At 75.8% G+C, this 21,687-nt stretch carries 15 protein-coding genes; 11 read left to right on the top strand and 4 right to left on the bottom strand.

The features are described 5' to 3' along the window. A partial coding sequence (locus OMK64_RS14980) for an endonuclease/exonuclease/phosphatase family protein (protein WP_445292855.1) occupies positions 1–366 on the top strand: 366 nt, incomplete at its 5' end. On the opposite strand, the gene grpE is transcribed toward OMK64_RS14980, so the two are convergent. Continuing rightward, positions 348–1,034: a nucleotide exchange factor GrpE gene (gene grpE, locus OMK64_RS14975; protein ID WP_272729166.1), complete on the bottom strand. Its 687-nt coding sequence runs from the start codon at positions 1,032–1,034 to the stop codon at positions 348–350. The two genes, OMK64_RS14980 and grpE, sit on opposite strands and share 19 nt — an antisense overlap. A 252-nt stretch (positions 1,035–1,286) precedes the next feature. On the opposite strand from grpE, the gene OMK64_RS14970 reads away from it, so the two are divergent. Next, positions 1,287–2,831: a DUF7059 domain-containing protein gene (locus OMK64_RS14970; RefSeq protein WP_272729165.1), complete on the top strand. Its 1,545-nt coding sequence runs from the start codon at positions 1,287–1,289 to the stop codon at positions 2,829–2,831. 40 nt (positions 2,832–2,871) lie between these two features. Further along, complete coding sequence (locus OMK64_RS14965; RefSeq protein ID WP_272729164.1) at positions 2,872–3,129, top strand: hypothetical protein; 258 nt, start codon at positions 2,872–2,874, stop codon at positions 3,127–3,129. Between the two features lie 60 nt (positions 3,130–3,189). Here the strand turns inward: OMK64_RS14965 and OMK64_RS14960 are convergent, their stop codons facing one another. The 3 genes from OMK64_RS14960 to OMK64_RS14950 form a co-directional block, all read right to left on the bottom strand. Next, entirely contained in the window at positions 3,190–6,243 is a 3,054-nt protein-coding gene (locus tag OMK64_RS14960) for a glycosyl hydrolase (protein ID WP_272729163.1), read from the bottom strand. Positions 6,244–6,363: 120 nt separating this feature from the next. Then, on the bottom strand, positions 6,364–6,864 hold the full coding sequence (locus OMK64_RS14955; RefSeq protein WP_272729162.1) for a hypothetical protein: 501 nt from the start codon (positions 6,862–6,864) through the stop codon (positions 6,364–6,366). After that, positions 6,861–11,006, bottom strand: coding sequence for a hypothetical protein (locus OMK64_RS14950; protein ID WP_272729161.1), 4,146 nt, complete (start codon positions 11,004–11,006; stop codon positions 6,861–6,863). The genes OMK64_RS14955 and OMK64_RS14950 overlap by 4 nt, the downstream gene beginning before the upstream one ends. A gap of 265 nt (positions 11,007–11,271) precedes the next feature. On the opposite strand from OMK64_RS14950, the gene OMK64_RS14945 reads away from it, so the two are divergent. From OMK64_RS14945 to OMK64_RS14910, 8 genes are all read left to right on the top strand, one after another. Beyond that, a complete protein-coding gene (locus tag OMK64_RS14945) occupies positions 11,272–12,504 on the top strand; it encodes an efflux RND transporter periplasmic adaptor subunit (RefSeq protein WP_272729160.1) in 1,233 nt (410 codons plus the stop codon). Continuing rightward, positions 12,497–13,237 carry an ABC transporter ATP-binding protein gene (locus OMK64_RS14940; protein ID WP_272729159.1) on the top strand — a complete coding sequence of 247 codons (741 nt, stop codon included), beginning with the start codon at positions 12,497–12,499 and terminating at the stop codon, positions 13,235–13,237. Before OMK64_RS14945 ends, OMK64_RS14940 begins: the two co-directional genes overlap by 8 nt. Further along, a complete protein-coding gene (locus OMK64_RS14935; RefSeq protein WP_272729158.1) occupies positions 13,234–15,003 on the top strand; it encodes an ABC transporter permease in 1,770 nt (589 codons plus the stop codon). The genes OMK64_RS14940 and OMK64_RS14935 overlap by 4 nt, the downstream gene beginning before the upstream one ends. Then, the gene (locus tag OMK64_RS14930; protein ID WP_272729157.1) at positions 15,000–15,380 is read left to right on the top strand and encodes a DUF5666 domain-containing protein; all 381 of its coding nucleotides are present in this window, start codon (positions 15,000–15,002) and stop codon (positions 15,378–15,380) included. Before OMK64_RS14935 ends, OMK64_RS14930 begins: the two co-directional genes overlap by 4 nt. Further along, positions 15,373–17,433: an efflux RND transporter periplasmic adaptor subunit gene (locus OMK64_RS14925; RefSeq protein ID WP_272729156.1), complete on the top strand. Its 2,061-nt coding sequence runs from the start codon at positions 15,373–15,375 to the stop codon at positions 17,431–17,433. The genes OMK64_RS14930 and OMK64_RS14925 overlap by 8 nt, the downstream gene beginning before the upstream one ends. 227 nt (positions 17,434–17,660) lie before the next feature. Further along, positions 17,661–18,494: a pyrroline-5-carboxylate reductase gene (proC, locus tag OMK64_RS14920; RefSeq protein WP_272729155.1), complete on the top strand. Its 834-nt coding sequence runs from the start codon at positions 17,661–17,663 to the stop codon at positions 18,492–18,494. A gap of 390 nt (positions 18,495–18,884) precedes the next feature. Beyond that, positions 18,885–19,874 (top strand): LacI family DNA-binding transcriptional regulator, encoded by a 990-nt coding sequence (locus OMK64_RS14915; protein WP_272729154.1) that lies wholly within the window; start codon positions 18,885–18,887, stop codon positions 19,872–19,874. Between the two features lie 199 nt (positions 19,875–20,073). After that, positions 20,074–21,669: a xylulokinase gene (locus OMK64_RS14910; RefSeq protein WP_272729153.1), complete on the top strand. Its 1,596-nt coding sequence runs from the start codon at positions 20,074–20,076 to the stop codon at positions 21,667–21,669. The last annotated feature ends 18 nt before the right edge of the window (positions 21,670–21,687 follow it).

Genomic DNA, 21,687 nt, shown 5'->3' with positions numbered 1-21,687 from the left:
GCCACGCGCCACCTCCTGCGTCGTCCGTCACCGCGCCGCCACGCTGACGGCCTCGGATGTCCCGCGCGGGCCCCGCGCGGGCCCGCGCGACCTCGCGACGAGCCACGACGCGGGCGAGCCGTCGGCGGTGTCGGCGGTACCGCGGGGGCGCAGGCGGGGCTCGCGGGTCTGCTCGATGCGGCGCCCGACGGCCCGCCGACGTACCCGGCCGTCGACGCGCGGCACCGGATCGACGTCGTGCTCCACGACGCGGGCCTGCGGGTGGCGGCCGCGCACGTGCGGGACGACGCGCTCGTGCAGCGCGCGAGCGACCACCGGCCGCTCGTCGTCGATCTCGAGCCCAGCGGTCAGCGCGGGTCGACGTAGAGCTCGACGTCCGCCGGGCGCAGCACGTCCGTCGTCGTCGCCCAGCCCGACGCGTGCACCGTCGCAACCGTGCCGAGGTACTCGGGCGCGGGTGCGGGGCGCGCGTGGCACACGACGTGCAGGTCGGGGTCGAACGGGTCGCCGGACTGCACCGGGAGCTCGCGGATCCCGACCGCCGACAGCACGCGTCGCAGCTGGAGCGCCGCCTCGTCGGTCGTGACGAGGTCGGCGAGCGCGAGGAGCTCCTCGACGGCCGCGTCGTCGAGCTGCGGCCACTGCCCGGCGGCGAAGGCGCGCTCGGCGGCGTGCGCACGCTCGGCCGCGAGCGCCCGCTCGACGGCGAGCGCCTGGCCGACCTGCAGCGCCGGTTCGACCGCGCGCGCCTGCTCCTGCGCCCACGCGCGCTCGTCCTCGAGCTTCTTCTCGGTGTCCTTGAGCGTCGACCACGCCTGCTTGAACCGCGCGGTCGTGTACCGGTCGTGGCGCCGCGCGCGGCGACGGCCGACGAGCGCGACGAGCATGCCCACCGCGAAGAGGCCGGCGACGGCCCAGGGCAGCCACAGGGGAGCGGCGTCGGCCCACGCGGTCACCTCGGACCACGACGGCACCGCGAGGGCGGACGGGTCTGCTGTGCGCGGCCGTGCGCCCAGCGCGAGTTCGAGTGCCATGCTGCCGACGTACCTTCTGCGTGCGACGGTCCCGGGCGGGGGACCTGGGACGGGGCGGCCCCAGGGCGTCATCGTGGCGCAGAATCCGGCACACCGGGACGGATCGGTCGCGGCGCGCCTCGGACGGCGCAGGAGGACCGCTCGTTCGGGTGACACGCGCCCCCCGCGCCTGGCCGCCCACCTGCCGCACCTCATGCCGCCGAGGAGGACGTCGCGCGCCGACCGGCGGCGCGGTGCGGGGAGAATCGGGGCATGAGCGTCGACGTCCCGCAGCCGGACCCCGCCCTGCTCGACCACCTGCGCGACGACCTGCGGCGCGCGTCGTTCACGGTCGCCGCGGTCGAGGACCTGCTCGGCCCGGTGGCCGCCGCGGCCCTGCACCGCGAGGAGCCCGTGCCCGCGCTGCGCGCGACGGCCGCGTCCGACGAGCCCGTCGCGACGCTGGTCCGCGCGTTCCTGCTCGGCTGCCGGGTGCGCCGCGACGCCTTCGACCGGGCGCTCGCGACCCTGGGCTCGCGCGGGGCCTACGCGCTCGGGCTGGTCGACGCGAGCGGCGCGGCGCCCGACGACGACGTGCGCGCGCTCGTCGACCTGCGCCCGTACGCGGCGTCCGACGGGTCGGGCGACGTGGACTGGTGGGTCGCGTCCGACCTCGGCGAGTTGGCGACGGGTACGGCGCTGCGGACCGACCACGTGCTCGGCGTCGGCGGGGCGTCGACGACGCTGGCGCAGGTGACGGTGCGGTCGCCGCGTCGGCGGGTGCTCGACCTGGGCACCGGGTGCGGGGTGCAGGCGCTGCACGCGACACGGCACGCCGACGCTGTCGTCGCGACGGACATCTCGCGGCGCGCGCTCGCGTTCGCGCGGTTCAACGCGGCCCTGGCGGGGGTCGGTGACCGGGTCGGGCTGCGTGAGGGATCGATGCTCGAGCCGGTCGCCGGCGAGCGGTTCGACCTCGTCGTCAGCAACCCGCCGTTCGTCATCACACCGCGGTCCGCGGACGTGCCGGCGTACGAGTACCGCGACGGCGGCCGGGCGGGCGACGCGATCGTGCGTGAGCTCGTCGAGGGCGTGGGCGACGTGCTCGAGCCGGGTGGCGTCGCGCAGCTGCTCGGCAACTGGGAGGTGCGGCGCGGCGAGTCGTGGGACGAGCGGATCGGCGCGTGGGTCGACGCGTCGGGGCTCGACGCGTGGGTCGTGCAGCGCGAGCTCCAGGACCCCGCGCAGTACGCCGAGACGTGGATCCGCGACGGCGGAACGACGCCCGACCGGGACCGCGACGCGTGGGCGGCCCGGTACGGCGCGTGGCTCGACGACTTCGCGAGCCGCGACGTCGAGGCGATCGGGTTCGGGATCGTGACGCTCCGACGCCCGCTCGACGGTGCCCGCCGGAGCCTGCGGCGCCTGGAGGAGGTCACGGGGACCGTCGCGCAGCCGCTCGGGCCGGTCATCGGCGCCGCGCTCGACGCGCACGACTGGCTCGAGGCCCGCACCGACGCCGACCTGGCCGATGCGCGGCTCGTCGTCGCGCCCGATGTGACCGAGGAGCGCTACCTCACGCCGGGCGCCGTGGACCCGCAGGTCGTGCTGCTGCGGCAGGGCGGCGGGTTCGGCCGCACGGTGCAGGCGGGCACCGCGCTCGCGGGGTTCGTCGGCGTGTGCGACGGCGAGCTCACCGTCGGTCAGATCGTCGGCGCGCTGGGCGCGCTGCTCGAGGTGGGCGCCGACGCGGTCGCCGCGGACGTCCTCCCGTCGGTCCGCGGACTGGTGACGGACGGCCTCCTGCTGCCACAGTGATCCCGACGGGCGGGCTGCGACGACGAGGTGAGGAGGCAGGGTGCCCAGGGCGACGACGTCGGACCCGGCCGCGGGCGCGGTCGGACGCCACGTCGACCCGCAGCGCCGGCGCCGCCGGCGAGGAGCGCGGCCGCGAGGCGGCACCGACCCGCGGAGGGTCGGCTGGTTCCTCCTCTTCGCCGCCGGGGGGGTCCTGGCCCTCGTCGACCCCCTGGCGTGGGGTCTCGCCGCGTGGGTCGCGGGCACGGCGGTCGTGGGGCTCGCCGCCTGGGGCTACGCGGGCGTGCGCGACCGCTGACGGCCGAGGGCCGGCTTCCCGGCGGGTGACCGGCCCTCGGCCGCGTGTCAGGCCTTCGCGTCAGCGGAGCTCGACATCGTCGATCACGTGCGTGCCCGCGTTGAAGTAGAGGTTCACGCGCTTGACGTCCGACAGCAGCGCACGGCACTCCGCGGTCAGGGTCGTCAGGTCGACGACGAGCGGGTCGTCGCCGGTGCGGGGCCCCGAAACCCAGCCGACCTGCGCCGTCTCGCACCACTGCCACGACGAGCCGAGCTGGATCGCCGCCTTGGTGTCGAACCCGGTCGTCGAGACGACGTCGAGCGCGAGCGACGTGCGGCCGGTCCAGTCGGTCACGGACGGCGTGAACGAGAACCACCCGCCGTCGGGTGCGGCCGCCTCGATCGTCAACGCCCCGCCGGACGCCGTCGCCGAGCCCGGGCCGTTGTCCAGGGGCCCCCAGCCCTGCGCGCCGTCGGCGAAGTCCGACAGCACGACGGGCAGCAGCGGCGACGGGAGCGCGTCGAACCGGTACAGGGACCGGGCGACCTCCTGCCGCTGCACCGGCTCGAGCACCCCGAACCGCGACGAGGACACCGGCACGATCACGCCGACCTCGGTCGCCCACGTGATCGCGGTCCGGTACGGGTGCCACGTCGGGACATCGCGGAACGCCTCGGTGCCCTCGGGCTCGGGGGACCCGGCGAGCCGCCACAGGAGCTCCGCGGTCGACGACCGGTCGAGCGGCGCGTTCGGCAGGAACAGGAGCCCGTCGTCGACGAGGCCCTCGGCGACGAGCCACTCGACCGCGGTGTAGGCGGCGTTGCTCTTCCTGACGTCGAAGAACGACGGCTTGGCTGGCGGTGTGAACGACGCCTTCGCGTACGCGTAGAGCAGCCGGGCCGCGTCGGCGCGCTTGACCACGTGCGTCGGCTTGAACGTGCCGTCCGGGTAGCCGTCGTCGAGGCTCTGGGCGTGCAGCCAGAGGATCTCGGTCTCGTACGGGTGGCCCTTGGGGACGTCGGAGAACAGCGGCGGCGGCTCGACGCCGGGCAGGGCGGCGATGTCGTCGACCACGATCGACCCGGACGCGGCGCCGCCGTCGACGCTGTTGACGTAGACGTTGAACGACGTCAGGGCCTGGAGGTCGGCGTCGGAGATCCGCCGGTCGGCGTGCGCGGTGTCCCACGGCGCCGGACGCCAGTCGACGAACGGGATCGTGACGAGCTGCGGCGCGTCCCCGGCGAGCGACGGGTACGCCTCGTACGCGACACCGCCGGCGTTGAGCTGCAGGACCATCTTGTTGTTCGACCCGTCCGGGTCGACCCAGAGCGCGAGCTCGTTGAAGTCCGACCAGTCGCCGCTGAGCTGCTTGCCCAGGCCCGTGTAGGTCTGCGTCGCGAAGTCGTAGTCGAGCCGCAGCGCCTTGGCGCCGCTGCCGACCGACCCGGTCTCGAGCGAGATCGTGTTGGCGCCGTAGGTGACGTACTCGGCGCGCAGCGCGGTGTCGTCGCCGTAGCCCTCGAAGTCGTCGACCACGCCCGGCGCGAACGTCGGCTTCGGACCGAGCACGACCTGGTTCGTGACGTCGAGCGTGCCGCCGCCTGCGAGCGTCGCCATGGCCGACACCGTGTACGTGCTGTTGTCGAGCTGCGCGGCGGTCGGCGACCACGGCGCGCTCCACCAGAGCGACCCGTCGTCCGCGAGGTCGAGCGTGTCGACGACCGTGCCGCCCTTGGCGATCGCGACGCTCACCGCTGTGGCCTCGGCGTTCGTGACGCGCACGCGCACGGTCGACGGCGACGTCGCGACGCGTGCGCCGTCGGCGGGCGACGCGATGTGCGCGACGGGCTGCGCGGGCGCGGCGTCGACCGTGCGGTCGAAGGCCCCGGTCACCTCGGACGCGAAGAGCGTGTACGGGTCGGCCGCGTACGCCTGGAAGTCCTCGAGCAGCGCGTCGCCGGGCACGGGCACGAAGTGCTGGCCCGCGTCGAAGTTGGCCCACGTCTCCATGTACGCGTTGCGGCTCGCGACGGGGTCGGCCTTGATCGCCGCGAGGACCTTGGTGAACCACTGCGCGGGCGACGAGCCGCTCGTGCCGACGCCGCCGGTGACACCGAACTCGGTGAAGGCGGAGATCTTGCCCTTCTCGTCGGCGATCTCGGCGATCATCCGCAGGTCCGCGACGAGGCCCGTGAGGAACGCGTCGGAGGCCGTGTTGTCGTACGTGTCGAGGCCGAGCACGTCGACGAACGCGTCGCCGGGGTAGGTCCGCAGGTAGACGTCGCGGTTGCCGCCGAACCCGCCGCCGGGGCCCCACGCGTAGAGGAAGTTGGAGACGCCCTTGACGTCGCGCAGGTACTCGACGGTGAACCGGTAGAGCTCCTGGTACTCGCCGGGCGAGCCGAACGCGGCGCCCCACCAGAACCACGAGCCGGCGTTCTCGTGCCACGGTCGGAAGATGATCGGGATGAGGTCGCCGTCGGCGTCGCGTGAGGCGTCGGCGAGCTCGGCGATGTCGTCGAGGTACGCGACGAGCTCGGCGTGGTGCGAGCCGCCGGGCAGGACGGCCCGCAGCGTGTCGCCCGACGTGTCGTAGAACGAGCCGCCGGTCACGAAGTTCTCGACGTGCGCGCTCACGGTGTTGATGCCGCCGAGCGCGTCGGCCTTCGCGATGTAGTCGGCCATGACCGCGATGTTCTGGTCGCGCGTGTTGTCCGCGGCGCCGGGCCGCTCCTTGCCCTCGATGATGAGGGTGTCCCAGCCGAAGACGGCGGGGAAGTCGCCCGTGACGTTCTTGACGTCGGACGTCGTGCCGTCGGTCGGGCCGGTCGTGAGGCCGAACGACGTCGTGTGCTGGTGGCCGAACAGGATGCCGTCGCCGCGCACGTCGTCGAGGTAGGAGAACAGGGAGCGCGTCTCGGCGGTCGCGCCGGTGTCGACGAGGTGGACGGAGCCGGCGGCGGCGGCAGGTGCCGCCAGCGCGGCAGGTGCCGCCGGCGCGGCGGGGACGTGCGGGGCTGACTGGGCGGGGAGCGCCGCCAACCCGGTGACGGCGAGCGCGGTGGCCGTGGCGGCCAGCGTGCGCCACGTGGACCGTCCGCGCGGGCGGCGGGGCAGGCTGCGGTTCGTCATTGAACCTCCTGGGTCGGTTCAACCCCCGTCCCGCGGACTCGGGCGAACTCGGGCAGAGTTCGTCAAGTTACCAAACTAAGTTCCCCGATCGAAAGAGGAAGGTCTCGGTCGCGCGCGTCCTCAAACGTTTCGCTGTGCGGCCCGGGCCTCGTCGGCCGCGTCCGTGAGCAGGCGCAGGTCGTCCGGGTGCGCGCCCAGGTCACGCAGCAGGGCGAGGTACCGCTCGCCGCACGCGAGCAGCGCCGCGACCAGGGTGTCCCGGGGGCTGCTCACCGGCACGACCTCGCGCCCGGACACCTCGACGAGGTCGCCCCGCGGACGCAGCACGAGCGCGGGGAAGCCGGACTCGGTGTAGTCGTGCACGAACTCCTCGCCGCGCAGCAGCGGGGGCACCGACTGGAAGCAGACGCCCAGCACGAGGTAGCGCAGGGTGTCCTCGACGTGCGCGGTGTCGTGGCCGACGGTCAGCTCGAGCGCGCCACCCGCGTACCCCGCGACCACGTCGGACAGGGTCGCCGCGTGCGCGTCCCGGTCGGCGAGGACGACCTCCGGTGCGACGAACGTCAGGTCGTCGTCGTCGGGCTGTGCCCGGATCCCGAGCAGGAAACGTACGTCGGTCATGGCGTCCCCGTGATCAGTGCGCGGAAGGCCCGCATCTCGTCCCGGACGAAGTTCACCACGCCCGGACCGGACCGCGGGAAGAACGAGGTCACCGACAGGTTGCCGCCGACCGAGTCGATGCGGATGCCGACCTCGATGCCGTTCGGCAGGAACAGCCGCAGCTCCTGCCCCAGGTTCCTGCCGACGAGGCGCCCCTGCGCGTCGAGCACCGCGAGCGCGTCGTCGAGGTGCTGCGCCACGTCGGCGGGCGTGGTGCCGGCCGGCCACTGGGTGTTGTCGAGGTTGATGTCGTTGAAGCGGAAGAACGTGTCGACGTGCCGCTCGAGGTAGTGGCCCATGCGGTGCATGACGATGCGGGCGGCCCCCACGAAGAACCTCCCGGCCGCGATGGAGGCGGGCACCGGGGCGTTCGGGGCCGCGGCGGCCTGCGGGAACGTGAACCGCCGCAGCGCCGTGACGAGTCGCTGGAACTCGGCCGGGCTGCCGTTCGACAGGGTGAGGATCCGCTCGACGCGCTCCGGCGGGAACCCGCGTGCCACCGCGAGGTCGATCAGGTCGGCGAGCGCGCCCGCGTTGCCCTGCCCCGCGAGGCGCAGCCACTCGCTGAGCCGGGCGAGGTCGGGGACGTGCGTGCGCATGCGGGCGAGCGCCGCGGTGTCGCCGCCGACACGCTCGAGGAACACGGCGAACTCGTCGATCGTCATCGCGCCGCGCGCCGTCAGCAGGTCCATCAGCAGGTGGGCGTCGTTGCCCGTGCGGGCGAGGAACGTCTCGAGGCGCGCGACGTCGTCGCCGATGTGCGCCAGGAACGCCCGGAAGTCCCCGATGCCGCCCGCGCGGTCGATCACGAGCCGCAGGCGGTTCGCGTCGTTCCCGAGCGCCTGCACGTACCGCAGGAACGTCGCCGGCCCGCCGACCTCGGTGACGAGCGCGGAGAGCCGTGCCGCGTCGTCGCCGAGCTGACCGGCGTACCGCGCGAGCGCCTGCGGCCCGCCGACGTCCTGCATCAGCTGGACCAGCCGCGGCACGTCGTCGCCCAGCTGACCGGCGAAGCGGGCGAGGTTCCGCGCGCCGCCGACGCCCGCCGTCGCCGTGAGCAGTCCCTGGATCCCGCCGAACCCGTCGACGTAGGCCGTGAACCGCGCGCCGCCGCCGAGGTCGTCGACGAGCGCCAGCAGCCGCGCCGCGCTGCCGACGTCCTCGATCAGCTGGAGGATGCGGCCGGCGTCGCCGAGCTCGTCGAGCAGCCGGACGATCGTCTCGAACCGGCCGACCGTGCGGATCAGCCGCATCGCGAGCGCGACGTCCCCGACGCGGTCGACGACCAGCAGCACCCGCTCGATGCTGCCCAGCAGCCGGACCGCGGTGAGCGCCTCGTCGAAGCCGCCCAGGAGCACCATGAGCTGCCGGAACTTCGCCACCTGGGCCAGCGCGCCCAGCGCACGCAGCTCGGCGATGCTGAGCGCGACCATCGCGACGTCGAACAGCGCGCGCCCGACGAGCCGGCCGCGCTCGCGCGGGGACAGGTTGGGCTGCGTGATCGCCAGGTACACGTGGTACGCGGCCATCGACAGGCCGATGACGGCGCCGATCACGGCCAGCGCGACGAGCACCGCGGCCCAGCCGAACACCAGCACGGCGATCGTCACGACGATCGCGACGACCGCGATGATGATCCAGCCGAGCCCGGTCGTGACGAGGTTCCAGAGCCCGACGAACAGGTCGCCGATGGCCATGAAGAAGCCCTCGAACACGCCCAGCACGAACGAGCCGATGCTGCTCAGCGCGTTGCCGAGGCTGCTGAGCCAGCCGCCGTCCGACTCCTCGACGCGCGCCTCCCGAGCACCGTCGTCGACCTCCTGCCGGAAGTCGTCGACCTGCTGGTCCTGCTCGGTCAGCACGCCCGTGACGTCGTCGGTCAGCGTGCTCGTGGTCTCGGAGATCTGCTCGTCCCACGTCGACCGCGCCTGCTCGACCGCCTCACCCGTGACCTCGTCGAGGTCGTCGCCCGGCGCGCACTCCTGCGTCGTGCCCTCGTCGGCCGCGTGCGTGGTCTGCGACGACGTCTCGACGACCAGGTCGTCCGCGGTCGTCGTCATCGTCGACACGAGCTGCCCGAGCCCGCCCACGACCTGCGCGACCAGGGCCGCGAGCTGCGACCCCAGGTCCGTGCCGACCTGCGCGAACGCACCCTCGACCTCGACGACCGCCTGCTCGTGCTGCGCGTCCGCCTGCGTCGTGCGCGTCGCCGCCTCGGTGACGACCTCGTCGAGCACCTCGCCCTCGCCGAATCCCTCGAGCTGCCCGCCGAGCCAGGAGAGCTCCGCGCGGTTCTGCTCGAGCCCGGTCGCGAGGCGGCCGTCGACGGCGGCTGCCTGGTCCGACAGCACCGGCAGGACCGCCGCCGCGGTGGACCGCAGGTCCGCGACCTTCGCGCGCCGGTCCGCGGCGAGCTGCGCCCTGCTCGTGGCGACGGCCTGCGTGATCTGGTGGACCGCGGCGTCCGCCGCCTCGTGGACGGCCCGGACACCCTCGTCCCGGCTGCCGCGGATCGCGCCGTGCGCGTCGGGTGCGAGCCCGCGCAGCTCCGCGGCGACGTCCTGCGCCTCGGACGCCACGTGCGACGCGGCCTCCGACGCCTTGCCCCGCGCACCGGCCGCGGCCTCGGTGCCCGACCGGCGGATCTTCGACTGCACGCCCGGCAGCTGCTCCCGGCCGACCTTCTCGACGAACTCGCGGCTGCCCTCGTTGTCGCCGTACGTGCCCCGGGCCGCCGTGACGACCTCCGCGGCCCGCGCCGCCCGCTGCTCCGCGCCGTCTACCGCGCGCGCCGCCTCCGTCTCGCCCGCCGCCCGCGCCGTCTGACCGCGCTCGTTCGCGACGCCGAGCACCTCGGTCCGACGGTCCGTGACGATGCGCTCGACACGCCCCGACTCGTCGACCGCGCCCTGCACGAGCCGGGCGACCGACTCCCGCTCGTCCTGCCGGATCCGGGCGACCGTCTGCGTCGCCAGGTCCCGCAACCGGGCGTCGGCCTGGTCGTACTCGCCCTCCAGCGCCGCGACCTGCTGCTCGACGAGCGCGCTGACGGCCGCGGCCTGCGCGGTCGCGGCGGTCGCGACGCGCTGCCGGCGCGCGAGCGTCGCGGCCGCGAGCTGCTCGTCGATCGGGCCCAGCCGCGCCGCGACCGCCGCGTCGCCGACCACGAGGGTGCTCGTCGTCCCGCCCGGCGCGGGCGCCTGGTCGGCGGTCGCGACCGTCGCACCCGCGGCGCCCGCGCCACCCGGTGGGGCGACCGCCGCGGCGGCACCGCCCGCGGGTGCGCCCCCCGCAGCCGCGGATCCGCCGGCTGGCGCGCCGCTCGTCGTCGCGGCACCGGCGGCAGGCCCGGCGGTCGACCCGGTGGTCGGGCCGGTCGCCGCGGGCGCGGTGGCCATGACCGCCGCTCCACCGCCACCGTCTGCCCCGCCTGCACCGCCCCCGCCTGCCGCCGCCGTCGCGGGCGTCGGTGCTCCGGTCGCGGCCGCGGCGCCGGCCGGTGCACCCCCGTCCGACGGACCGGCCTGGGTCGCCGCGCGCGCCTCGGCGGCCGGGCCCGTCTCCGCGGCGGTGACCGGCCCACCGGCCGTGACCTGCCCGTCCGCCGCAGGCGCCGGGGCGCCCGTGCGGGCGCCGGTCGCGGACGACGTGCTCGGCGCCTGCTCGCGGGGGGCCGCGTCGACGGCACCGCCCGCCGGCGCCGAGGCGTCGCCCGACCCCGCGGACCCCGATCCCGTGGTGGCACCGGCGGTCGCCGTCCGGTCCGCGCCGGTGGCGCCGTCGACCGTCGCGCCGTCCTCGAGCGCGGTCGCCCCCGGCCGGGGCGGCGCCTCGACGGACCGCTGCGCGTGCGCCGTGCCGGCCGCGGCGGCGCCGGGACGTCCGCGGACCCACGCGCTGACGGCCGCGTTCCCCGCGGCCCGCTGCAGCCCGGCGACCAGACGCAGCGAGCCGACGCCCGGCCGGCGAGGGGGACCGGTGCCCGGTCGCACGGCCGTGGCACGCGGTTCGGCAGGGGCGGCGGCGCGCACCGGCGCGACGTCGGGCCGGGGCCTCCCAGGCCGGTCGACGTCGTCCAGCGGATCCCGGTCCCGCCTGGGCATCGACCCAGTATCGAGCGCGACCCGCACGTGGCAGGGGGCGCCGCGGCGGACGGTGCGCGTTCGGGCAGGCACCGTGCCCGTGCGGGCGCCCGGACCCGGCCTGTCGGTGCGGGACCGGAGCAGGAGCGCGGCCGGGACCGCTCGTCCGACGCCGCCCGGTCGCAGCGACGCGATGCCCCGCCCCCCTCACAGGTCGCGCACAGGGCGGTGCTACGACCGCTCCAGCCGGCCTTCCTACGGTCGCCGGGTCGCTGTCGTCGTCGTGATGAGGGAGAACATGCTGCACGTCTGGAGGCGGGCCAGCTGGTGGGTCCGGGCCGTCACCGCGGCCGTGGTGCTCGGCGCCGTCGGCGCGGGGGTGTGGTGGTTCGGCGTCCGCGACCCGAGCAGCGCCGCGGCGCAGGAGCCGGTCACCCGGACCGTCACCGCGAGCCTCACCACGATGGAGAAGACCGTCGACGGGACCGGGACTCTGACGCCCGCCGTGCAGGAGGACGTGTCCTTCGCCGTGAGCGGGACGGTCACGTCGGTCGCCGTCACGCAGGGGCAGACCGTCACGGCCGGGCAGACGCTCGCGACCGTCGACACGCTGCGCCTCGACGCGGACCTGCTCGCCGCGAAGGCGACGCTCGCGACCGCGCAGGCCCGGTTCGACGACGCACGGGACGCCGACGACGGCACGTCGACGGCCGACGCCCAGATCGCGTCCGCGCAGGCGCAGGTCGAGGTCGCGCAGGCGCAGGTCGACGACGCGCAGGCGGCGCTCGCGGACGCGACGCTCGTCGCGCCGGTCGCCGGCCTGCTCACCGCGGTGAACGTGGAGGTCGGCGACGCGGTGACCGGCAGCGACGACTCCGGCGCCACGAGCCCGCAGGGCGGCGACACGACCGCCACGGCGCAGTTCACGATCGTCGGCACCGACGACTGGCAGGTCGAGATCGGGGTGTCCGACGCGGACGTCGCGCTGGTCGAGGTCGGCGACCAGGCGGAGCTCACCGTCGACGGCGCCGACGGCACCGTGTTCGGCACGGTCGCGTCGATCGGGCTGCTGTCGACCAGCGAGGACGGCGTCCCGTCGTACCCCGTGACGATCGACGTCACCGGCGACCAGGAAGGGCTGCACGACGGGGTGTCCGCCGAGGTCAACGTCGTGTACGAGCGTCGCACCGACGTGCTGACCGTGCCGAGCATGGCCGTGTCGACCGTCGACGGGCAGACCGTCGTGACGAAGGTCGAGGCCGACGGCACCCAGGTCGAGACGCCGGTCACGACCGGGGAGACGTCCGACGACCTGACCGAGATCACGGACGGCCTGTCCGAGGGCGACTCCGTGGTGCTCGCGGTGTTCACGCCGCGCGCGACGCAGGACGGCGGCGGCCAGCAGTCGTTCCCCGTGCCCGGCGACGGCGACATGGTCTTCCAGGGCGGCCCGGGCGGCGTGGCCCCCGGCGGCGGCACGTTCCAGGGCGGCCCGATGCAGGGCGGCGGCAATGGCTGAGTCGACGACGCTGACCACGTCCCGGCCCGCCGATGCGGCGGCGCCCGCCCCGGTCATCGAGCTCACGGGCGTCCGCAAGACGTACCGCACCGGCACCGTCGAGTTCGAGGCGCTCCGCGGCGTCGACCTGCGCATCGACGCGGGCGAGTACGTCGCGATCATGGGGCCGTCCGGGTCCGGCAAGTCGACGCTCATGCACATCCTCGGGTGCCTCGACGTCGCGACCGCGGGCACCTACCGGCTCGCGGGGGAGGACGTCGGCGACCTCGACGAGGTCGACCTGGCCGACATCCGCAACCGGCGCATCGGGTTCGTCTTCCAGCAGTTCCACCTGCTGCCGTCGCTGTCCGCGTGGCGCAACGTCGAGCTGCCGCTCGTCTACGGGCACGTGCCCGCGGCGGTCCGGCGCGACCGCGCCGTGGCCGCGATGCAGCGCGTCGGGCTGGGCGACCGGCTCGACAACCGCCCCGGCGAGCTGTCGGGCGGGCAGCAGCAACGCGTCGCCGTCGCGCGGGCGCTCGTCGGGGAGCCCGACCTGCTGCTGGCCGACGAGCCCACCGGCAACCTCGACTCCGTCTCGACGCGCGACGTGCTCGCGCTGTTCGACGAGCTGCACGCGCAGGGCCGCACGATCGTCCTCATCACGCACGAGGAGGAGGTCGCGCAACGCGCCGAGCGGGTCGTGCGCGTCCTCGACGGCCTCGTCCGCACCGACGGCGGGGGTGCGCGATGAGCTGGACCGAGACCCTGCGCACCGGGTGGTCCGCGATCCGCACGCACGTCCTGCGGTCGACGCTCACGGTGCTCGGCATCCTCATCGGGATCGCCGCGGTCATCCTCACGGTCGGGCTGGGCCTCGGCACGCAGAAGGACGTGTCCGCGCAGATCAGCGCGCTCGGCAGCAACCTGCTGATCGTCCGGCCGGGGTCGTCGACCGACTCCTCGGGCGTGCGCGGCGGGTTCGGCACCGGCACGACGCTCACGCGCGCCGACGCCGAGGCGCTCGCGTCCGACGTCAACGCCCCCGACATCGCGGGGGTCGCCGCGGAGAAGTCGTCGGGTGCGTCGGTCGAGGCGGGCGACACGAACTGGACGACGCAGGTCGTCGGCACGACGCCGTCGTGGCTCGACGTGCGCGGTCGCGAGGTCGCGTCGGGTCAGTTCTTCACCGCCGACGACGAGGCGTCCGGCGCGGCCGTCGTCGTGCTCGGCCCTGAGACGGCTACCGAGCTGTTCGGCACGACGCGCGTCGTCGGGCAGACCGTGACCGTCAACGGGACGGACCTGCAGGTCGTCGGGGTCCTGGCGGCCGCCGGCGCGAGCGGGGACAGCGACCTCGACGACGTCGCCGTCGTGCCCATGTCGACCGCGGCCGACACCCTGTTCGGCGGCACCGACCGCAACGCCGTCTCGACGATCTACCTGCAGGCGAAGTCCGCCGACGCGCTCGGCGCCGCCTACCAGGAGGCCGAGCAGACGCTGCTCAACCTGCACGGGATCGCCGACGCCGACGCGGCCGACTTCACGATCAACAGCCAGGACGCGCTCGTCTCGACCGCGACCGCCGTCTACCGGACGCTCACGGTCCTGCTCACCGGCATCGCCGCGCTCTCGCTCCTGGTCGGCGGCATCGGGGTCATGAACATCATGCTCGTGTCCGTCACCGAGCGGACCCGCGAGATCGGCCTGCGCAAGGCCCTCGGCGCGCCCCCGTGGGCGATCCGGCGGCAGTTCCTCGTCGAGGCGGGGGTCCTCGGGCTCGGCGGCGGCGTGCTCGGTGCCGCGCTCGGCATCGTCGGCGCGCACGTCCTGCCCGGGCTGCTCGACACGTCCGTCGTCGTGTCCGGCACCGCGCCGCCGCCGGGTCCCCCGCCGCCCGGCCCGACGCACGTGCCGTCGTCGCCGGGTGCCGCGATGGTCACCGTCGTGGCCGCGAGCGGCGCGTCGGTCGCGTCGTCGGAGGACGAGGACGGCGACGACGCGTCGGCGGACGGCGCGGCGACGGCCACGACGCACGCCCCCACGGTCACGTCGACGAGCGAGGCCGCGACCGTCTGCGTGAACGTCGTCGTGTCGGACCAGCTGACGGCGGTCTGCTCGTCGGTGGCCCGCACCTGCATCAGGGCGGTGTCGACGGCGACGATCTCGCCGACCACGCGGCCGGGGTCGTCGACGCGCTGCGTCTGCGGTCCCCCACCGCCGCCGTCCGCGGGCGCGCTCGCCGACGGGTCGGCACCCGCGTCCCCGGCCGCGCCGGAGCAGGCGGCGAGCAGGAGGACGAGACCGACGGCGGGCAGGGTGAGAGCGGTCCGGGTCATGGTGAGGGCTCCTTCGACGGCACGTGCGTCGGGCCGGGCGGCGGGGGACCCGGCGGCGGCGCGGTGCCGGGCGGTGCACCCACCGACCTGCCGACCGACCTCCCGTCGGGCGGTCCGTGGGGCGGGGCCGGGGAACGTCCGGACGGTGCGCCGACCGACCTGCCGTCGGGTGCCCCGATGACCCGCGCGTTCGGCGGCGTCGTGAGCGGGCAGGTCACGGCCGTCTCCGGCACGACCCTCACCGTCTCGGTCGCGGGCGGCCCGGGAGGAGCGGACGACGACTCCACCGACGAGCCCGCCGACCGGCAGGTCGTCGTCTCCGACGCCACCACCTACACCCGCACGGCCGACGCGGACGCGTCCGCCCTCACGCTCGGCCGCTGCGCCGCGGTGCGCGGCGAGGCCGACGACAGCGGCCGGGTCACGGCGACGTCCGTGCAGGTCAGCGACCCCACCGAGGACGGCTGCACCACCGCGCTCGGCGGGATGGTCATGCGCGGCGGCCCGGGCGGCATGCCGGGCGCGGGCGCCCCGGACGAGGACGGCACCGATGCGTGACACGACTCCCACTCCCCGGACCGAGGCCACCGGCGACGTGACCGGCCCGCGAGCGACGGACCGGCCGTCGCGTGCGCGGTCCGCCCGTCGAGCCCGGCGCCGGACGGTCGCGCTCGTCACCGCCGGGGCGGTCGTGCTCTGCGGAGCCGGCGGGGGAGTCGCCCTCGCGCTCGGTGGCGACGGGTCGGGCCGGTACCGCACCGCCACGGCGCAGACGGCGTCCGTCGAGCAGTCCGTCGACACGGTCGGCTCGCTCGCGTCGGCCACGCGGCGCGACGCGTCGTTCTCCGTCGCGGGCACGGTCGCGACGGTCGACGTCGGCGTCGGGCAGCAGGTGACCGCCGGTCAGACGCTCGCCACGCTCGACGGGGGCGCGCTGCAGGACGCGGTCGACGACGCCGAGGCCGCGCTCGCGGACGCGCAGGACCAGCTCGACGCCGACCTCGCGTCGCAGACGTCGAGCACGTCGTCGTCCACGGGCTCGACGTCGCCCACGGGCTCGACGTCCGGCTCGACGTCGCCGACCGGCTCCACCGCGCCCACCGGGGACGCTGGCGCGACCGACCCGGGCGCGACCGGCCCGGGCGGCGGGTCGGCCACGGACGCCGCGGTGCAGTCGGCGGTCGCCGCCGTCCGGAAGGCCCAGCAGGACCTGCTGGCGCAGGCAGCTGCGGCGCACGAGGCGCTCACGGCGGGCAGCACGAGCGTCGAGGCGTCCGAGGCCGCGTGCACGGCGTTCCTCGACCTCGTGGACGACGAGACCCCGAGCCCGGAGCAGACGGTGGACCCGTCGGCGTCGAGCGAGCCGTCGGGCACGAGCCGGACGACCGCGCCGACCGGCGACGCGACCGGCACCGCGGGCGCGGACGGCAGTGACGGCGCGGACGGCGCGGACGGCGCGGGGAGCGCCGACGGCTCGGACGGCACGGGGAGCGAGGACGGCGCCGCGGACCCGGACGTCGACGCCGTCACGGACGCCCTCGCCGCGTGCCGCGACGCGATCGCCGGCACGCTCGACGCGCAGCAGGCCACGGACGCCGCGCAGCAGGCCCTCACCGCGCTCGCGACGGCGCTCGACCAGGCGGTGGCGGCGCTCCAGCAGGCCGTCGCGGCGGCCCTCGCGTCGACCGACGGCACCACGCCGACAGGTGGCGACACCTCAGGCACCGGCTCGACGGGGTCGAGCTCGACCCCGTCCAGCGACCCGACCCCGACCCCGACCCCGTCCGCCTCGAGCGCGACCGACGGCACCTCCACGAGCACGCCCGACGACTCGACCGGCGGTGCCGCGTCGGCGGCGACGGTCCTCGCGGACCAGGCGGCCGTCGCCGCCGCGGAGGCCGAGGTGGCCCTCGCACGGGCGGCCCTGCCGTTCGCCACCCTGACGAGCCCGATCACCGGCACCGTCGCGGCGGTCGCGCTGGCCCCGGGCGACGCCGTCGGGGCGTCGTCGTCGACCGCGGTCGTCACGGTCCTCGGCAGCGACGGCCACACGGTCTCGACGACCGTCTCCCTCGCGGACGTCGACCTCGTCGCCGTCGGCCAGCCCGCGACCGTGACGACGCCGAGCACCGACGCGACCCTCACGGGCACGGTGAGCAGCATCGGCGTGCTCGACGTGTCCACGACCTCCGACCCGTCGTACAGGGTCGAGATCGCGCTCGACGCGACGCAGGAGCGCCTGTTCGACGGCGCGTCGGCGCAGGTCGTCGTTCGGGTCGCGGGCGTCGACGACGTCCTCACCGTGCCGACGTCGGCGGTCCGCACCGCGGACGGCGCGACGACGGTCCAGGTGCTCGACGGCGACACCCCGCGCACGGTCGAGGTCGAGGTCGGCGCTGTCGGTGCGGAGCGCGCCGAGATCGTCTCGGGCGTGACCGAGGGCGACGAGGTCGTCCTCGCCGACCTGGACCAGCCGGTCGAGGGCGCGGCGGGCAGCACGTCGACCGGCCTGTCGGGCCTCGGCGACGACCAGCGCGGCCCGGTCGTCATCCAGGGCGGCCCGCCCGCGGGCTTCCAGGGCGGCCCTCCGTCGACCCGCACCGGCGGCTGAGAGGCGCGCGCTCGACCACCCACCGCCGACGATCCGCCCCCGTCCACCGGCCCACCGGTCCGACGAGGTCGTGACTCCCCGGCGAGGTCGTGAGCTGCACCTCACGACCTCGCCGCGACGTCACGACCTCACGACGGCGGCCGCCGGGCCGGGTGGTGACGAGGGCTCGCCACGCGCGTCGGTAGGCTCGCGGCGTCGCCCGACGTCGGGCGCGAGGGAGGACGACGATGACGGACGCAGCGGGCGGCACCCCGCGGGTGGCGGTCATGGGCGGCGGCGTGATGGGGGAGGCGCTCCTGGACGCGCTCCTCACCGCGGGCTGGACGCCCGAGCAGGTCGAGGTCACGGAGCAGGCGACGGCGCGCGCGGACGAGCTCGCGGGCCGGTACGCGGTACGGACGGGCGCGTCGAACGTCGACGCGGCGGCCCGTGCGGACGTCGTGCTGGTCGCCGTGAAGCCGAACGTGGTCGGTGCGGTGCTCGACGAGATCGCGTCGGCGGTGCGCGGCGGCGCGCTCGTCGTGTCGGTCGCCGCCGGCCTGCCGATCGCGTTCTACGAGCAGCGGCTGCCGGCCGGCACGCCGGTCGTGCGCGTCATGCCGAACACCCCGGCGGTCGTCGGCAAGGGCGCGAGCGCGATCGCGGGCGGCGCGCACGCGACCGAGGGGCACCTGGTGCTCGTCGAGAGGCTGCTCGCCGCGACCGGCCTGGTCGTGCGCGTCGCGGAGAAGGACCTGGACGCGGTGACCGCGATCTCCGGCTCGGGTCCGGCGTACGCGTTCTACCTGGTCGACGCGATGGCCGAGGCGGGCGTGCTGCTCGGTCTCACGCGCGACCTCGCGACGCGGCTCGCGGTCGCGACGGTCGAGGGCGCGGCCGCGCTCGCGTCGCAGTCCGGCGACCACCCGGTGGTGCTGCGCGAGCGCGTGTCGTCGCCGGGAGGGACGACCGTCGCGGCGGTCGCGGAGCTCGACGCGCACGGCGTCCGGGCAGGCGTCGTCGCGGCTGCTCGCGCGGCGGCGGAGCGCTCGCGGGAGCTCGGCGCGCAGTACGCGGGCTGAGCGCGCACGGCGCGCCCGTCGGCGGGCCGAGCCGGGTCCGCGGGCCTCGCGGGCACCGAAACCGAGTCGGCGACGGGACCACCGCCGACCGGACGTCGGGCCGACCGCACGGCGCCGGACCAGCCTGTCGACGGGGTGCGAGGGCGGCCTGGCGGCGCCGTGGGCTATCGAAAGTAGGGCGCGACGGGACAGGTCGTCGCGATCAGGCCTCCCGGGGGCGGGGGAGGCGGTAGGACTGGCGGGACGGACGTCGCGGGGCGGCGGACGGCGGACGGGGACGGACCCCGGACGAGCACGGGAAGTCGAGGCGGCGTGGCCGAGATCGGGACGGACGGGGCGACGGGGCGCCCGGCCGCTGCGCGCAACGGGACGGCGGGCCGACCACCGGCGATGAGCGACGTCGCGGCCCGCGCCGGGGTGTCGCACCAGACGGTGTCGCGCGTGCTCAACGACCACCCCTCGGTGCGCCCCGAGACGCGCGACCGGGTGCTCGCGGCGATCGCGGAGCTCGGGTACCGCCGCAACAGCGCCGCCCGCGCGCTGGTGACCCGCCGTACGGGCACGGTGGGCGTGGTGACGCCCGCGACGGCGCTGTACGGCCCGACGAGCACGCTGGTCGGCGTCGAGGAGGCGTCGCGCGTGGCGGGCTGGTTCGTGTCGGTGGCGACGCTGCGGCAGTTCGACGGTGACGCGATGCACCGGGCGTTCGAGCACTTCCTCGGTCAGGGGGTGGACGGCGTCGCGATCATCGCGCCGACGGTGCAGGCGGTCGACGTGCTCGCGGCGCTGGACTCGCCGGTCCCGGTCGTCGTCGTGTCGTCGGCGGCGGACGTCCCCTCGGAGCCGCACCTGCACGCGGTCGGCGTGGACCAGCAGCAGGGCGCCCGGCTCGCGACGGCGCACCTCCTGGGCGCGGGGCGTTCGGGCGTGCTGCACGTGGCGGGGCCGCAGGACTGGTTCGACGCACAGGACCGGCTGGTCGGCTGGCGCGCGGAGTGCGAGGCGGCGGGCGTGCCGGTCGAGGAGCCGGTGGTCGTGGGCTGGGCGGCGTCGGACGGCTACGACGTGGGCCGCCGGCTGGTCCGGGAAGGCCTGCCCGACGCGGTGTTCGCCGCGAACGACCAGCTCGCGCTGGGCCTGCTGCACGCGTTCTGGGAGGCCGGCGTGCGGGTCCCGGACGACGTGGCGCTGGTCGGCTTCGACGACGAGGTCGGGTCGGCGCACTACGTCCCGCCGCTCACCACCGTGCGGCAGGACTTCTCGGCGCTCGGGGCGCTGGCGATCGACACGCTCCAGACGGCGATGTCGGGTGGCGAGCCCGGCCACCGGCTGATCCCGGCGGAGCTCGTGGTCCGGGTGAGCAGCGGGGCGCCGGCGTGACGCGGCGACGGCCGGCCGGCACGCCGGGAGGCGCTGCGCGAGGCATGCCCGGCGACGGTGCACGTGGGACCTGCGGGCTGGACCCCCCACCCGATGTGAGCGCTAACATTGGCTCGCGCACCGCGATCTGACGGTGCACGAGCGAGGGGTGTCCGGCACGCGCCGGCGCCCGCCCACCAGCGACGAAGGAGCCGCGACGATGGTCGACCCCGCCCAGGCACGAGCCGCGATCAGCGCAGGCGAGACGACCCTCGGCATCGAGCTCGGCTCGACGCGCATCAAGGCGTGCCTCGTCGCCGCCGACGGCACGGTCCTCGCGACCGGGAGCCACGCGTGGGAGAACCAGTTCGTCGACCGCATGTGGACGTACGCGCTCGACGCCGTGTGGACCGGCCTGCAGGAGTCCGTCGCGGCGCTGCTCGCGGACGCCGAGGCCACGCACGGGGTACGGCCGACGGCCCTGCGCGCGCTCGGCGTCTCGGCGATGATGCACGGCTACCTCGCGTTCGACGCCGACGGCGAGCTGCTCGTCCCCTTCCGCACCTGGCGGAACACGACGACCGAGGCCGCGGCCACCGAGCTCACGGGCCTGTTCGGCCACAACATCCCGCTGCGCTGGTCGATCGCGCACCTCTACCAGGCGGTGCTCGACGCCGAGCCGCACGTCCCGCAGGTCGCGTTCGTCACGACGCTCGCCGGCTACGTGCACTGGCGGCTCACGGGCAGCAAGGTGCTGGGCGTCGGCGACGCGTCGGGCGTCTTCCCGATCGACCCCGCGACGCGCGACTACGACGCGCGCATGCTCGCCCAGTTCGACGACCTCGTCGCCGAGCGGCAGCCGGGCCTGCGCCTCGCGGACGTCCTCCCCGAGGTCCTTGCCGCGGGGCAGGAGGCGGGCCGCCTCACCGACGAGGGCGCCGCGCTGCTCGACCCGTCCGGCACGCTGCGCGCAGGCACCCCCTTCTGCCCTCCCGAGGGTGACGCCGGCACGGGCATGGTCGCCACGAACGCGGTTGCGCCGCGCACCGGCAACGTCAGCGTCGGCACGAGCATCTTCGCGATGATCGTGCTCGAGAAGGCGCTCGAGCGCGTGCACACCGAGATCGACCTCGTCACCACGCCCGCGGGCGACCTCGTCGCGATGGTGCACTGCAACAACGGCGCGAGCGAGCTCGGCGCGTGGGCCGAGGTGTTCCGCCAGTTCGCCGCCGCCTCCGGGCAGGACGCCGACGCGGACGCCGTGTTCGGGACGTTCCTGCGCGCCGCGCTCGACGGCGACGCCGACGGCGGCGGCCTGCTCGCGTACAACTTCCTGTCCGGCGAGCCGATCGCGGGGCTCGCGGAGGGCCGCCCGCTCGTGCTCCGCACGCCCGACAGCCGTCTGACGCTCGCGAACTTCGCGCGCACGCAGGTCTACGGCGCGTTCGGCACGCTCAGCCTCGGCATGCGGCTGCTCGCCGAGGAGGGCGTCGAGGTCGACGCGCTGTTCGCGCACGGCGGCCTGTTCCGCACCGCGGGCGTCGCCCAGCGGCTGCTCGCGGCGGCCGTCGACGCGCCCGTCGCGGTGGGGGACACCGCGAGCGAGGGCGGCGCCTGGGGGATCGCGGTGCTCGCCGCGTACCTCGACGCCTCCGACGAGCTCGACCTCGGGACGTACCTGAGCACGCGCATCTTCGCGGACGCGAAGGTCGACGTCGTCGAGCCCGACGCGGACGACGTGCGCGGGTTCGCCGCCTACCTCGAGCGGTACACCGCCGGGCTGCCGGTCGCGCAGGCCGCGGGCCGGTCGGTCTGAGCCCACCCGCGCCCCGCG

Source organism: Cellulomonas fimi (assembly GCF_028527925.1).
GTDB lineage: Bacteria > Actinomycetota > Actinomycetes > Actinomycetales > Cellulomonadaceae > Cellulomonas > Cellulomonas fimi_C.
Note: the sequence above shows the minus strand (reverse complement) of the source record. Positions and strands in the feature narration are given on the sequence as shown.